Raw genomic sequence first — 14,146 nt, 5'->3', positions numbered from 1 at the left:
GGGATGACCGAGCTGCACACCCCGCAGGCCGGGGACGACCAGGCCAAGGACACGGATGTGGTGGCACTGCTGATGCGCCAGCACGGTGACATCCGCAACCTCTTCGACGAGGTCGAGCAGAGCGAGGGGGAGGAGCGCCGCGATGCCTTCCGCCGTCTCGTACGCCTGCTGGCCGTGCACGAGACCGCCGAGGAGGAGGTCGTGCACCCCTTCGTGCGCCGGGCGGTGGACGGTGGCCGGCAGGTCGTCGAAGACCGCCTCGCCGAGGAGAAGGCCGCCAAGGAATCACTGTTGGCCCTGGACGAAATGGACCCCGACGATCCCCAGTTCCTGCCGCGGCTGAGGCAGTTGCGCACGGACGTGCAGGAGCACGCGCGGGCGGAGGAACGCTACGAGTTCTCCCACATCCGCCGCAGCACCGACGTGACCGAACTCGCCGCCATGGCCAAGGCCGTCAAGGCCGCCGAGGCCATGGCCCCCACCCGGCCCCACCCCGGGGTCGAGTCCGGCGCGGCCAACGTGGCCCTCGGCCCGGTGGCCGCCCTTATGGACCGCACCAAGGACACCGTCCGCAAGGCCATGGGCAACGGCTGACAAACGGCGGTACACACCGCATCCACGCCTGCGGGAGCACCGTCCTCGTGCGGTGCACCCCCAGGCGAACGTCCTCGAGGTCACCCAGCCGGTTCGGGAGAAGCCAAGCCATGCCGAAGTCCCTCAAGGATCAGACGCCGCAGGAACTGGGCGGCCAGAGCAGTGTGCTGGCGCGACAGCGCCGTGATCACGCGGAGATCGACCGCCTCATGGAGCTGTACCGGCGCAGTGCCGGCCAGGAACGGGAACAGGCGCTGAAGAACCTCGTCCAGCTGGTCTTCAGCCACGCCTTCGCGGAGGAGACCGTGCTGTGGCCGGCGGTGCGGCGCTCGGTCCCGAACGGAGAGGAGCTGACCGCCCGGGTCGAGGAAGAACACCAGCAGATCAACGATCTCGTGGCCGACATCGAACGGCTGCCTCCCGGCGACCCGGAACGCGAGGACAAGGTGGAGCGTGCGTTCGCGCTGATCCGGCAGGACATCAGAGACGAGGAGGACCTCCTGCTCCCACGGCTGCAGGACGCGGTGGGCACGGCCCGACTACGGCGCCTGGGCTCCCTCTGGGAGACGGTACGCCGCACCGCGCCCACGCATCCCCACCCGGTCGTCCCCCGCCGCCCACCCGGCAACGCCCTGCTGGGCGTGCCGCTGAGCCTCTACGACCGCATGCGGGACGCGCTTGGACCCACGAACTCGAACCGGGGAGGCAGCGGGGCGTCCGGCCGGTGATGCCCCGTGCCGTCAGCCGCTTCACCCACGCATCCGCGCGCAGCGCGTCGGAGATGACCGGTTTGGACAAAGGGCACCATGATCGGCTCGTCACGATGGACGACGTCCTGTCCTTCGTCGGCCCGACACCCGCATGATCGCTCCGACTCGGAAGCGGGGAGGCCGACATCGGCAGCCACCAGACGTAAAAGCGCCGGTGCCGGCGGGCTTGCGATGCGTGAACCTGTGTCGTCAGCCGGGTGGAGGCCGTGTTCCGGGGTAGAACGGCTGTTGGCTCCTGCGATTGCTGAGAGCCGGAGCACGCCCCGAAGAAGGGGCTGCTCCCGGGCATGAACGAAGGAACGACCAGTATGGCCAGCGGCATCGTGAAGTGGTTCAACGCCGAGAAGGGCTTCGGCTTCATCGAGCAGGACGGCGGAGGCCCGGACGTCTTCGCGCACTACTCCGAGATCAAGGGCAGCGGATACCGCGAGCTCACCGAGGGCGAGCACGTCACGTTCGACATCGGCCAGGGCCAGAAGGGCCCGCAGGCCCAGAACATCATCCGAGGCTGACCGCGCGCAGAGTGTCGCGCAGAGTGTAGAGCGAGGCGGCTGCCGGTCCGCCCGCCGCCTCGCTGATCGTCTGTGCTGGTTCCGTACAGGCGCGAGGCTGCCACTTGCGACGCCCGGTGCGCCTTGAGCGGTAGGGCCGTGACCACCGCCCTCGCGTGGCCCGCTGACCGGCGAACCTGCGAGGTCGGCGCACAGGTGCGTCAAGTGGACCGGATGTGGCACGTCAGGTCATCGGTTCGGGTGCAGGACGACCTTGGTGTAGCCCTCGACGCGCTTGTCGAACTTCTCGTACGCCTGTGGCGCCTCCTCCAGCGACAGCTCGTGCGAGACGACGAAGCCGGGCCGTGCGCGGCCCTCGATGATCATGTCGCGCAGATGCCGGTTGTAACGCTTCACGTTGCACTGGCCGGTGCCCAGGCGCAGTCCCTTCTCGAAGAGCCTGCCGATGGCCACCAGCAGCATGCCCTGTTTGGCCTGATCGTCCGGCCCGCCGGGGTCGGAGGGAACGTACAGGCCCGGAATGCCCAGCGCTCCGGTCGGCCGCACCGTCTCGACGAGCGAGTTCAGGACGGTTGCCGGCTCCTCCCGGTCCTCGCCGCGTGCCTGGGCCTGGTAGCCCACCGCGTCGATGCCCTTGTCGGTGCCTTCTCCCTCCGTCTGGTCCTTGATCTGCTCCACCGGATTGCCCTCGGCGAAGTTGACCGGGATCGCGCCGATCTCCTCGGCCTTCTGCAGCCGCTCGGCCACCCGGTCGACGACGAACACCTTCCTGGCGCCGCGCAGCAGGGCGGAGTAGGCGGCCATCAGGCCGACCGGCCCGCCGCCGTACACCGCGACGCTCTCGCCGGGACGGACGTCGGCCAGCTCGTTCCCGTGGTAGCCCGTCGGGAAGATGTCGGCGAGCAGGACGAAGTCGCTCTCGTTGGCATCGCCCTCGGGGAGCTTCAGACAGTTGAAGTCGGCGTACGGCACCCGTACGTACTCGGCCTGACCTCCGCTGAACGGTCCCATCGCGACGTAGCCGTACGCACCGCCCGCGAACCCGGGGTTCACGGTCACGCAGAAGCCCGTGAAGCCGGCCGTGCAGTTCTTGCAGAATCCGCAGGCGACGTTGAAGGGCATGACCACCCGGTCACCCCGCTTGAGGGACGAGACTCCGTCCCCGGTCTCCTCGATGATCCCGAGGTTCTCGTGGCCGAAGACAATGCCCGGCTCGGCCGCGGTGCGGCCCTCGTACATGTGCAGGTCGGAGCCGCAGATCGCCGTGGACGTCACGCGGACGATCACGTCGTTCGGGTGCTGGAGTCCAGGCTTCTCCACTTGCTCGACGGCAACTTCGAACGGTCCCTTGTAGACGACGGCCTTCATGCTTACGCACCTCCACGCGGTAGTGCTGCTGTCGTGCCCTCGTGTTTTTGTGCCCTATCTCATGGTCCGTCCGTTGTGCGCCATCCGACAAGTTGTCTACTGTCGTCACATAGTCATCTCTGTAGAAGTGAGAGAGCCCGAACAGTGATACGACGCCTCGGCACCCTGCTCGTCTCCGTGTCCGGACTGTCCGGCACCACCTATCCGCCCGGCACCGCCGTGTCGATCAGCGGTCGGGGGTCGGCGGTCGACGGTTTCGTCGACGGAGACTGGCTGCCCCTCGCCTGGTGGGAGTTCTCCGAGGGCCGCACCGAGGACGCCGTCCCCGAAGCCTGAGAGGCAAAGTTTCACCTCCTGGGCCCCGGGCGCCAGGCGCCGGTTCACCTGATCGGCCCGCCTGCGGATGCCGCCCGCGGCCGCACCGCCGACGATCAAAACATGCCGGAACCCACATCGAAGGCACGTCTGGTCGGCGAACTCACAGCCGAGTTCGTCGGCACCATGATCCTCATTCTGTTCGGCTGCGGTGTCGTCGCACAGGTCGTCGCCGGTGGCGCGCTGACCGACGGTGGCCTGGGCGACCACGACAGCATCGCGTGGGCCTGGGGCCTCGGCGTCGTCCTAGCCGTCTACGTGGCGGCGCGGATCAGCGGCGCCCACATCAACCCCGCGGTCACCCTTGCGCTCGCGGCCTTCAAGGGCTTCCCGTGGAGCAAGGTCCTGCCGTATGCGCTGGCCCAGACGGCGGGCGCGTTCGTCGCTGCCCTGCTGGTGCGCTGGAACTACAGCGAGGTGCTGGCGAGGGCCGACCCCGGGCACACCGACAAGACGGAGATCGTCTTCTCCACCCTGCCGGGCAACGGCGGGCTCCCGATCAGCCAGCTCGGGGCCTTCCGCGACCAGATCATCGGTACGGCCCTGCTGGTGCTGCTGGTCTTCGCGGTCACCGACCTGCTGAGCACGCCGCCGGGCGCGAACATGGCCCCGTTCATCATCGGCCTGATCGTCGTCGCCATCGGCATGGCCTGGGGAACCAACGCGGGCTACGCGATCAACCCGGCCCGTGACCTGGGACCACGGCTGGCGGCGTTCCTCACGGGCTACGGAGGCGCTTGGCGTGATCAGAACGGCGACCTCTACTTCTGGGTGCCGATCGTCGGCCCTCTGGTCGGCGGCCTGGTCGGTGCGCTGCTCTACCGCCTGCTGATCACCCCCTTCCTGCCGGCTCCCGGGGCCGAGCAGGAAACCGGCCGGGTGCCCGCACCGGAAAAGTGAGAGGGACGACCATGCCCGAATTCGTCGGGGCGGTGGACCAAGGCACCACCAGCACCCGCTTCATGATCTTCGACCACGACGGCAACGAGGTCGCACGCCACCAGCTCGAACACGAGCAGATCTTCCCCCGCTCCGGCTGGGTGGAGCACGACCCCGTGGAGATCTGGGAACGCACGAACTCCACGATGCAGAACGCCGTCCGCCAAAGCGACCTGTCCGCCGCCGATCTGGCGGCCATCGGAATCACCAACCAGCGGGAGACCACGGTCATCTGGGATCCCCGCACCGGTCAGCCGTACTACAACGCGATCGTCTGGCAGGACACCCGCACCGACTCGATCGCAGCGGCGCTGGAGCGGGAGCACGGCGATCTCATCCGGCGCAAGACGGGGCTGCCACCGGCAACGTACTTCTCCGGCGGCAAGATCAAGTGGATCCTGGAGAACGTCGACGGCGTCCGAGAGGCGGCCGAGGACGGCCGGGCCGTCTTCGGGAACACGGACGCCTGGGTGCTGTGGAACCTCACCGGCGGTCCGAACGGCGGCATCCACGCCACGGACGTCACCAACGCCAGCCGCACCATGCTGATGAACCTGGAGACCCTCGACTGGGACGACGAGCTCCTCGACATCTTCGGCATCCCGCGGGCCATGCTCCCGACCATCAACCCCTCCTCGCACCCGGAGGCGTTCGGGTCCACCCGCACCACCCGTCCGCTACGGACCGCCGTACCCATCACCGGCGTCCTCGGGGACCAGCAGGCGGCCACCGTCGGCCAGGTCTGCTTCCGCCCGGGCGAGGCGAAGAACACCTACGGCACCGGCAACTTCCTGGTCCTCAACACGGGCACGGAGATCGTCCGGTCCAGCAAGGGTCTGCTGACCACACTGGCGTACCAGTTCGGGGACGCGCCGGCGGTGTACGCGCTGGAGGGGTCCATGGCGGTCACCGGGTCCGCCGTGCAGTGGCTCCGCGACCAGATGCGGATCATCTCCTCTTCCGCCGAGGTCGAGACACTGGCCCGGCAGGTGGAGGACAGCGGCGGCATCTACTTCGTACCGGCCTTCTCCGGCCTGTTCGCGCCTTACTGGCGCTCCGACGCCCGGGGGGCGATCGTCGGTCTCGCCAGGTTCCACACCAACGCACACCTCGCCAGGGCGACCCTGGAGGCCATCTGCTACCAGAGCCGCGACGTGGCCGAGGCGATGGAGCAGGACTCCGGGGTGGCACTGGACGTGCTGCGGGTCGACGGCGGCGTCACCGCCAACGACCTGTGCATGCAACTCCAGGCCGACATCCTCGGCGTACCCGTCAGCCGCCCTGTCGTCGCCGAGACCACCGCGCTCGGCGCCGCCTACGCCGCGGGGCTCGCCACCGGCTTCTGGGAGAGCACCGACGAGCTCCGCCTGCACTGGCACGAGTCGAAGCGGTGGGAGCCGCAGTGGAGCGACGAGCAGCGGGAAAAGGGCTACGCAGGCTGGAAGAAGGCCGTGGAACGCAGCCTCGACTGGGTCGAGGTTGAATAACCGGGACTCGGGCGCACGGCCAGAAGTTCGCAGTGACCGTCGGCAAGATCACCTGGGCGCTCGGCGGGAAGCTGCGCGGCTTGTGCAGGCGCATGTCGACCGTGGTGCGGGAAGGTGCTCTGCAAGGGCGCCTTCCCGCACGGGAGTTGGCGCGGGCCTGCGTCACTGCTTCTGGGTGAGGAAGCGGGCGGCGGCGCGGGATCACCGCTACGGCGTCCCGGGCACCGCGATGACGCAGCCCTCGCGTTCCTGGTAGGGCCCCGCCCGCCGGGCCGGGGAACGCGACGGGCGCAACCCGACCGCCGTCGGCGCGGATTGCGTGGCCTGGGCGTTCTTGGCCTTGTCCACCCAGCCGCGCACGCTCTCGTAGCTGATGCCGAGTTCCCGGGCGACTGAGCTCGCATGTCCCCATCTCCGGGTGCTCATCAAGGTCCGGGGATGCTTCAATCGGCTACCGGTCACCCTCGACCCCGTGGAGGGCACCGGATGAACCCACCGGAACGAAACCCACCGGAACGAAACCCAGCGGGCACGGACCCGCTGGGCGCACCATCGTGCCCGACACCACCCACCTATGGTCATCAGCGCGTCAGAGTCGAGCTCAGCGAGGCACCGGATCTTTCGAGGCGGGCAGCGGTTCTGCGGTCTTCGGGACCAGCGCGCGGATGGAGGGGGTGGCGACCATGGCGAGGGTGGCGAGGAGGATGAGCGCGGCGGCCGCGTAGAGGGTGGCATGGAGGCCGAGGAAGAGCACGGCGGGTCCGGCGGCGAACTGGGCGAGCGGGAGCGCGAGGTAGGAGCCGAGGTCGTCGTAGGCGTAGACGCGGGCCAGGCCCCTCGGGAATCTGCTCGTTGAGGGTCGAGTACCAGGCGACGCCGGCCTGCTCGACACCCACGCCCGCCAAGAAGTTGGCCACGACCAGCACCCAGGTACACGGGGCGAGCGCGAGCAGCAGCGGGGTCATCGCCGTCAGACCCATCAGCGCGCAGCCGATCAGGATCGCGCGCCGGGGCCGCCAGCTCAGCGACAGTACTGCGCCGGCGATCGCGCCGAGCGAGGACGCGGCGACGGCCAGGCCCCAGCCGGTGCGGCCGATCCCGGTGGTGTCTGCGACGGCCGGGCCGAGGACCGGTGAACGAGGCGGTGTGGCCGGCGTTGAGGAAGCAGAAGGCCACCACGATCACCCACACCCAGCTGCGGGAGGTGAACTCCTGCCAGCCGACGCGCAGTTCGTGCACCAGGCCGGGGCTGGGCTCGGGCGGCGCGACCTGGACGCGGACCAACGCGAAGGACGCGGCGGCGAGCGCGAAGCTGAGCGCGTCGACGGCCAGGCCCCAGCCGGGGCCGACCGCGGCGACCAGTACGCCGCCGCACGCCGTCCCCAGCGACCAGCCGGCACTGCTCGTCTCCTGCGCACGCGACAACACCATCCGCACATGGACCGAAGACACCGTGCGCAGCGCTCTGGACGGCGCCGCCCCCCCACCAGCCGCGCTCGCCGCAGCCTCCCGGCACACCGACACCGGCGTGGAAGTAGCCGTCAGCTACGCAGCAGCCCACGTGCAGATCTGGAACGCCCACACCGGCCAGCCGGGCCCGACCCTGCCCCTTCCCGCCCACCGTCCCGCAACCGTCCTCGCCTTCAGCACCCCAGCCGACGAACAACCCCAACTGCTCTACACCTCAGGCGATCACACAATCGCCCTCTGGGACCCCACCACCTCAGAGCGACGACCAGCCGACCCTGACCGGACACATCCTTCCCGTCCGCTCCATCGCCACCTGCCGCACCACCAGCGGGCAAAGCCTCGCCATCAGCGGCAGCGACGACCACACCGTCCGCCTCTGGGACCTCCACACACGCCAGCAGACCGACATCTGGAAACACGACTTCGCCGTCCTCACCGTCGCCGCAGCCACCCACCCACGCGGCGCCCTCTGCCTCGCCTCCGGCAGCGCCGACGGCACCGCCCGCCTCTGGCACCCCGGGACTCCCACCGCACTGCACACCTTCCGCTGCGACCAAGGCTTCATCAACGCCCTCGCCCTCGACCTGCACGCACCCGACGGCCCGCTCCTGGCCACAGCGGGCGACGACACCCTGCGTCTGTGGGACCTCGACACCTGCCAGCCCCGCAGCGACCACCTGCGCGGCCACACCGACACCATCGAGGCCCTCACCGCCTGGAGCACCCTCATCCCCACCCCCCGCTCCTACATCGCCAGCGCATCCCGCGACGGCACACTGCGCATCTGGCAGACCACCACCAGCCGCTGCATCCTCCAACTGGCCACCGGCACCCGCGTCCACACACTCAGCGCCCGCCCCCACAGCGACAAGCCGGCCGTCACCCTCACCATCACGGGCGAAGCCGGCGTCGCCGTCTTCAACCTCCGCCTCGACGGGTAGCGCAACCGGCCACACGCGCCCCCTTCGCGCCCCCCGTCATATGCCAAAATCCGCACAGAGCCCCCCACAGCAGCCACACGATGATCGTCCGGCACAGGCCCGCAGGGGGAAACGAGCCAGCCGGCCCGCCAGCGCCCCCGAACGAGCCGACACCGGGCACCCGGAACCACACGCAGGCCTGCACCCGCACACCGCACAGGCCCGCCGACCGGCAGGCGCAGCACGCACCCGCGCCCGCCGACGTAAGGAGCGGCGCATGACCGAGGAGACGTACTTAGGAGTACGGCTCGTTACAGCACCGGACCACGGCGTCTGGCGCCTGGGCAAAGCAAAAAAGCCGCTCAAGTACAACAAGATCGCAGCCGGCGACACCGACCGCTCCAGCGGCAACCGATGGAGCCTGGTCGGCCACGGGACCCTCTACTGCGCATCCGACATCGAAGGATGCTTCGCAGAAGCCCTGGAACACTTCCGCGTCGATCCCGAACTCCGCGCCGTCATCAAGGAAGACTGGCGCGAACCGTACTTCATGCCGCCCGGCACCCTGCCCCTGGACTGGCGCACCCGCCACACGCTCGTCAGGCTCCAGCCGGACAAGAAAGCGCGGTTCCTCGACGTCGACGACGGCGCGACCCTGGCCAGCCTGAGCGAGAACCTGCAGCCCGAACTCAAAGCCCTCGACGTCGACAAACTCACCCACGAGCACATCCAAGGAGCCGACCGCCGCGTCACACGGCGCATCGCGGCCTGGGCCATCGCCCAACGCACCCCGCAGCAGGCCCAGCTGATTCACGGCGTCGCCTACGGCTCACGCTTCGCCTCCCGGCGATGCTGGGCCATCTTCAGCGGCTGCGATCTCCAGCAGGTCGAGACCCAACCGGTCTGGCCCGAAACAGAAGGCCTCAGCACCGTGGCCGCCCACTACGGACTCACCATCCGGTAGACGACCCGCCCCGGGGGAGGGGGGAGAAAAAACCTCCTCCAAACGCCATAGCCCAAACGAACGATCCTCGCATCCCAGCCGGGCGCCGGTCCAGACACCGGCACCCGGCAAATCTGCACCTCAGAGGCCAAAACGCCGGTCAAGCATCCCAGTTGGCCCAGAAGAGAGGAGCGGAGGAAAGAGCGGAACCGGTAGGGAAGCCGGTGGGATTTGGGTACCTTAACGGTGTGTCAAGAAGGAAGGCCCCGCAGTGATCAGACAACGCCACGGCTTATCCCTCACAGCAACCCGTTCCTCCCGCCTGCGCAACCGGCAGCTCCTGTACCGCCAGCACCCCTTCGAACAGCCCAGCACCCGATCGTCCCGAACGACCGGAGTGCACCGCTGACACACCGGCACACCATGCCGAGGCGTCCGTCGAGGTCACGCTTCCCCACGGACACACACGCCAAGAAGCACCGCCGTCACCTGGCCATCACCAGCCGCTCGCACAGCCCGTTGTCTGACCAGCGATCGCGCAATCCCCAGCCGGCGCCCAGTCATGACACGAGGGAGACAAACCATGCCCGCAGCCAACGACTCCGCAGCCACCAAAAGCGGAGAAGCCGCCCGCACCGCGCACCGCCACACCGTGCGCATGTCCATCGCAGACATCGCCCGATTCTTGCAGGACAACCTCGGCCAGCGCCTCACCGCACGGATCACCAACCTCAGCGACCACCGCCAGGTCGGCAAATGGGCATCCGGCGAAAACGCCCCCCGCCCCGAAGCCGAAGAGCGCCTCCGGGCCGCACTCCAGGTGTTCCACCTCATCCAGGACGCGGAAAGCCTGTCCACCGCACGCGCATGGCTCATCGGCATGAACCCTCAACTCAACGACGAAGCCCCGCTCACCGTTATCGCCGAAGGCCGCTACCGCGACGTCATGGTCGCAGCCCGCGCCTACGTCGACGGCGGATGACCAGGCCGGTAACCCGCTGGGCACAGCGAGAACTTTGAGTCGACGCTTAGCTGAGGTCCCAAGGCCTGGAAGAGATCTGGTGCATGCCAGCGCGGGCAACCAGAATGCGCGCGAGTCGGTCGGCGAGGGCTGGGGCCTCGGTGAGTTTGCCGGGGAGAACCATAAAGGTATCGTCGGCGAGTTCGCTAATCTTCATTTCGACCGAGCGTGTCTCATCGCTGCGGCCCAAATCTACTTTGACGCAGGCGACTGCAGAGTAGGCGGAGGGTTCGGCGCCAGGTGCGAGCCTGGCGAGGGCCTTGCGGACGGCATCAGCGCGGGCTTCGTCCACGTCGAGGTCCACATCGGGGATCCGGTACGCGTCCTCGTTGAGGCCAACCACGCTGACGTCGCCTGAGTGGTTCATCAAGGTGGCCTCGTCAGGGTCGAGCCAGAAGACCGGACAGCGGGTTAGCCGGGGTCCATGCAGAATATGGCTCTTCCACATACGTAAAGCGGATGTGAAACCCAGAGATTCTAAAAGGTCGCCAGTCCGGTAGCCGGTGGCCAGCAGAGTAAAGTCCGCGCGCAGTGGCCTACTCGCGCCGTATGCATCTAAGAGGACAGGGGCACCGCCAGCGGTGTAACTAAGAGTATGCCGGAGGAACAGGCGGGCACCACGTAGGGCGGCCTCGGTAAGGAGCACGCGGTGGAGGATGCGGGTGTCGATTCCCACGTCGTCAACCAGATAGCTGCGGTGCACTTCGGAGAAGTCCACCTCCGGGAGACGTGTGCGGGCGTCGTCTGGCCTAAGAGTGGTGAACTGTACGGCTGCTTCCAACCACCGGCTCTCGGTCTCCTCGGCCCGATCAGGGTCACGGACGAGAGCCACAGAGCCGCTACTCACGGGGTCGAGCGATTCAGGAACGAGCATACGTATCTGCTCATGACCGTATGCGCAGTTGCGGGCCACTCGAAGGGCGGTGGCCCGGTCAGTGATGGCGCTAGCGTGGTAAGTCCCGCTGTGCAACCAGCCTTCATTGTGTGAAGAACTACCCGCGCCTACTCGGCCAGCCGCTTCGATGACCAGGACATCGAACCCGAGTCGCGCCAACTTGTAGGCGATGAAGAGCCCGCAGATACCCGCGCCCACAACTGCAACTTCCGTATTCACGGTTGCGCAATCCCTGGTCACGCGCCTCCCAAATTTACTGGCGCGCATGCGCGCCAGCGAATCGTGACGATCACAGAGTCCTCAAGGGCCTCCCATAGGTGCTGGACTCCTGGCCCGAACAGCACGTAGTCGCCGCACTCCTCAAGGACAACCTGCATAGGAAACTCGCCAGGGAAACGAAGTTGAAAAACACCAGACACAAGGAGGGCCAAACTATTCTCGCTCGCCGATGCGCTGGGCTCGCTCCGCGTGTCGCCCGCCTTGTGGACACCCCACTTCACCGCTAGAGGACTGTCCCTGCGCAGGCCGGACCGATTATCAAGGAAGTCACCCACGAACCAGCCCCCACGGGAGGCGAAGCGGGGATCCTCGGCGTTGCCCGTGGAGATGCGGCGACCATCATCGACGCCGGAGGCAGAGCCAAAAGAGGGTTTCTCTGAGGTCACGAAATCCATCCCAGTGATCGTGAGCTGCGATCAGGTATCGCGGCCGAGTGAGAAGACAGGCGTGCGGTTCCGGAGTATTTCGTCGCATGTGGTGATCAGCGACCCCAGCAGGTCGGGTACCCCACGGTGGCCAGACCTCAATATCAAGCTAATCCGCTCGTTGAAATGAAGATTCGCGCCAATTTCGAGGATCCCGCAGCGGTTCGAAATATCCTCGAAACCAGTGAACGAGAGTAGTGGGGAGTTGGGAAGCAGGTAGAGGTCAAAGGACCCGCGGGAATCAGCAGACAGCGGAGGCATCCGCCGCAGCTTGTCAATGCTCGGCTCTAGGTCAAGTTGGGCGTAGTCGGCGGGGACCATCCACTGCTCACGCGGAAGTGCAGGGTCAACGAGCGCGAACCGTGCGCGTAGGTGCCTGCGATCACACAAATGGTGGATCTCGCGGAACTCCCGGGACCAGCTTTCCAAGCTACGTCCCACCACCGTTAGCTCAGAGGACTCGGCAATCCTAGCCAGGATCTGCGGGACGGACAGCCGTCGGATCAGCTCTTGCCGTCCGAAGAAAACACTCTCCAACCCCGCCCGCCGGATTACCCCGCCAGTTGCGGGACTCTCCACCTGCGCCTGAACGATGCGTGACACAAGCCGATCCCACTGGCGATGCACAGGGTCAGTGAAGTCCAGTCGGTCAAAAGCATCAAGTCCGGCCGGCAGAGGTAGCCCCGCCTCGTAGAGGACTGGGATGACCGTCACTCCCCGCCCGGCTGCGTAGGCCCACTCGGCAGTGATCTCGTGTGACGCGACGGAGTGCGAGGTACAGACAACGACCAGAAGGACACACGAGTCGAGGGCATCCGCAATCTTGCTGCGCCAGTTGTCACCAGCCTTGATCCCGGCAGTGTCCATGTAGCCAACGATCCCGGCGTCATTGAGCCGGTCCTTTAGCGCCCTGGCAATGTCTTCGTCCTTACGCGAATAGCTGATGAAGATGTCGCCGGGCCGCTCGATCACGTTCGCCCCTCGTTCGTCAGGGGCACGCTTCCGTGCCCATGCAAATGCCGCACGTGCACATATTCCTAGTATCGGCATCGACGTACCCTCACGTCTAGTACTCCAGCAACTGTTCGCTATCTGGCCTGATCAGCGGCATCATCGGGAGTGAAGCGGGCTGATTGTGTGTCAGGGACGGTCTTGCCGGACCGCCCCTCCAACGAAAGCCATCGAGAACTGGCCGAGCTGTGATGAGGTCAGGCTCCCCGGGTGAGGTCCAAGGCGGTGGCACGTTGCGGAGGAACTGGTGCGCTTTCGGCGGCTGAGGTGTACCGCAGCGAGTGGGACGGCGCGCAGGCCGTACGCGCCGCCGCCCGTGACTTCCGCCGTGTCCGTCTGGGCCTGTCGCCGGTCGGGCGACAGGAGGCTGGGGGCGACGGCAGGATGGTGTTGGAGATTCTGAGGGGGCGGGTGTGCAGCTGACCATCGACACACAGACCGACACGTACGAGCAGGCGATCGCGGCCGTACAGGCCGCATACGGACTCAACCCCACCGCCGTGGCGAGCGATTGGCCGCAGGCCCCTGCGCCCGGGCCCGGCCGGACCCGGTGGACCTGAGCGGCGAGGACCTGTGGGAGGGCTGGACGGACCGGATGCTGTTCGACACCGTCGCGTCCGTGATGCCCGGAGCCCGGGCCGTCTGAGCAGTTCACTGCGCCGCTGGGTAAGAGCTTTTCTTCCTAGCGCGTTGAAGCATGGCGCTCCGAGATCCAGATGGTCAGCAGATGCTTCCTCATGGGTGCAACTTGGTCAATTCCCTGTGTGAGCTTGCCCATTGAGCGGTGTGCATCGTGAAGGTGCTGGTCACGGGTCCGGCGTGAGTTGTCTTCGGCGTACTCGTGCTGGTCATGGGCGGCAGTCTGAGGTGTAGATCGTCTGGCAAGTGCGGTTTTGCGATTTCTCGCCCGCCGTCTCGGGTTGCGCTCGTACGCTCCGGCCCATGGTGGACCCCGAGGTGCATGAGCGGATCACCGCGCGCCGCGCGGAACGGGGCGCACCGAAGCTGCTGAGCTATTGCGGCAGCAGAAGCTCTTGGTCGGGCCGCTGCGGGAGCAGCGGCCGGCCCGGGTAATAGGGTGCGGACCATCGGGATGGTGTGTCTGATCCCGGCGATTAAGCAGGATCATATAAACAT

Annotated in this window: 16 protein-coding genes; 10 read left to right on the top strand and 6 right to left on the bottom strand. The window is 67.2% G+C overall.

Translation table 11 applies throughout. The annotated features are described in order from the left end of the window. The first annotated feature begins 3 nt into the window (after window positions 1–3). The 3 genes from ACFWWR_RS35745 to ACFWWR_RS35735 all read left to right on the top strand — a co-directional run bounded on the left by ACFWWR_RS35745 (window position 4) and on the right by ACFWWR_RS35735 (window position 1,876). Window positions 4–594, top strand: a complete 591-nt coding sequence (locus tag ACFWWR_RS35745) for a hemerythrin domain-containing protein (RefSeq protein WP_383875028.1) — start codon at window positions 4–6, stop codon at window positions 592–594. Window positions 595–704: 110 nt separating this feature from the next. Continuing rightward, complete coding sequence (locus ACFWWR_RS35740) at window positions 705–1,322, top strand: hemerythrin domain-containing protein (RefSeq protein ID WP_384307693.1); 618 nt, start codon at window positions 705–707, stop codon at window positions 1,320–1,322. Window positions 1,323–1,672: 350 nt separating this feature from the next. Further along, window positions 1,673–1,876: a cold-shock protein gene (locus ACFWWR_RS35735; RefSeq protein ID WP_383875031.1), complete on the top strand. Its 204-nt coding sequence runs from the start codon at window positions 1,673–1,675 to the stop codon at window positions 1,874–1,876. Between the two features lie 228 nt (window positions 1,877–2,104). Here the strand turns inward: ACFWWR_RS35735 and ACFWWR_RS35730 are convergent, their stop codons facing one another. Then, window positions 2,105–3,244, bottom strand: a complete 1,140-nt coding sequence (locus ACFWWR_RS35730; RefSeq protein ID WP_383877603.1) for a glutathione-independent formaldehyde dehydrogenase — start codon at window positions 3,242–3,244, stop codon at window positions 2,105–2,107. A 144-nt stretch (window positions 3,245–3,388) separates the two neighbouring features. On the opposite strand from ACFWWR_RS35730, the gene ACFWWR_RS35725 reads away from it, so the two are divergent. The 3 genes from ACFWWR_RS35725 to glpK all read left to right on the top strand — a co-directional run bounded on the left by ACFWWR_RS35725 (window position 3,389) and on the right by glpK (window position 6,045). Continuing rightward, complete coding sequence (locus ACFWWR_RS35725; protein ID WP_383877602.1) at window positions 3,389–3,580, top strand: hypothetical protein; 192 nt, start codon at window positions 3,389–3,391, stop codon at window positions 3,578–3,580. A gap of 102 nt (window positions 3,581–3,682) precedes the next feature. Further along, a complete protein-coding gene (locus ACFWWR_RS35720) occupies window positions 3,683–4,519 on the top strand; it encodes an MIP/aquaporin family protein (protein ID WP_383877600.1) in 837 nt (278 codons plus the stop codon). A gap of 11 nt (window positions 4,520–4,530) precedes the next feature. Beyond that, window positions 4,531–6,045: a glycerol kinase GlpK gene (glpK, locus tag ACFWWR_RS35715; RefSeq protein ID WP_383877598.1), complete on the top strand. Its 1,515-nt coding sequence runs from the start codon at window positions 4,531–4,533 to the stop codon at window positions 6,043–6,045. Window positions 6,046–6,252: 207 nt separating this feature from the next. Here the strand turns inward: glpK and ACFWWR_RS35710 are convergent, their stop codons facing one another. Together ACFWWR_RS35710 and ACFWWR_RS35705 are read right to left on the bottom strand one after the other, a co-directional pair. Next, window positions 6,253–6,471: a hypothetical protein gene (locus ACFWWR_RS35710; RefSeq protein ID WP_383877597.1), complete on the bottom strand. Its 219-nt coding sequence runs from the start codon at window positions 6,469–6,471 to the stop codon at window positions 6,253–6,255. A gap of 175 nt (window positions 6,472–6,646) precedes the next feature. Next, the gene (locus ACFWWR_RS35705) at window positions 6,647–6,937 is read right to left on the bottom strand and encodes a hypothetical protein (protein ID WP_383877595.1); all 291 of its coding nucleotides are present in this window, start codon (window positions 6,935–6,937) and stop codon (window positions 6,647–6,649) included. Between the two features lie 799 nt (window positions 6,938–7,736). Here ACFWWR_RS35705 and ACFWWR_RS35700 point away from each other — a divergent pair. From ACFWWR_RS35700 to ACFWWR_RS35690, 3 genes are all read left to right on the top strand, one after another. Continuing rightward, window positions 7,737–8,456 carry a hypothetical protein gene (locus tag ACFWWR_RS35700; protein ID WP_384307753.1) on the top strand — a complete coding sequence of 240 codons (720 nt, stop codon included), beginning with the start codon at window positions 7,737–7,739 and terminating at the stop codon, window positions 8,454–8,456. Between the two features lie 256 nt (window positions 8,457–8,712). Next, window positions 8,713–9,399, top strand: coding sequence for an RES family NAD+ phosphorylase (locus ACFWWR_RS35695; RefSeq protein WP_384307690.1), 687 nt, complete (start codon window positions 8,713–8,715; stop codon window positions 9,397–9,399). Between the two features lie 562 nt (window positions 9,400–9,961). Then, window positions 9,962–10,360, top strand: coding sequence for an XRE family transcriptional regulator (locus ACFWWR_RS35690; RefSeq protein WP_383877592.1), 399 nt, complete (start codon window positions 9,962–9,964; stop codon window positions 10,358–10,360). A gap of 46 nt (window positions 10,361–10,406) precedes the next feature. Here ACFWWR_RS35690 and ACFWWR_RS35685 read toward each other — a convergent pair whose 3' ends face one another. The 3 genes from ACFWWR_RS35685 to ACFWWR_RS35675 are packed head-to-tail and all read right to left on the bottom strand — an operon-like array spanning window position 10,407 to window position 12,970. Continuing rightward, window positions 10,407–11,513: an NAD(P)/FAD-dependent oxidoreductase gene (locus ACFWWR_RS35685; RefSeq protein ID WP_383877590.1), complete on the bottom strand. Its 1,107-nt coding sequence runs from the start codon at window positions 11,511–11,513 to the stop codon at window positions 10,407–10,409. A gap of 17 nt (window positions 11,514–11,530) precedes the next feature. Continuing rightward, entirely contained in the window at window positions 11,531–11,968 is a 438-nt protein-coding gene (locus tag ACFWWR_RS35680) for a signal peptidase I (RefSeq protein WP_383877588.1), read from the bottom strand. Window positions 11,969–11,989: 21 nt separating this feature from the next. Then, complete coding sequence (locus ACFWWR_RS35675) at window positions 11,990–12,970, bottom strand: toll/interleukin-1 receptor domain-containing protein (RefSeq protein WP_383877586.1); 981 nt, start codon at window positions 12,968–12,970, stop codon at window positions 11,990–11,992. A gap of 452 nt (window positions 12,971–13,422) precedes the next feature. Here ACFWWR_RS35675 and ACFWWR_RS35670 point away from each other — a divergent pair, with 452 nt between their 5' ends. Next, window positions 13,423–13,569, top strand: a complete 147-nt coding sequence (locus tag ACFWWR_RS35670; protein WP_383877584.1) for a hypothetical protein — start codon at window positions 13,423–13,425, stop codon at window positions 13,567–13,569. Window positions 13,570–14,146 lie beyond the last annotated feature (577 nt).

Source organism: Streptomyces sp. NPDC058678 (assembly GCF_042714835.1).
Classification (GTDB): Bacteria; Actinomycetota; Actinomycetes; order Streptomycetales; family Streptomycetaceae; genus Streptomyces.
Note: the sequence above shows the minus strand (reverse complement) of the source record. Positions and strands in the feature narration are given on the sequence as shown.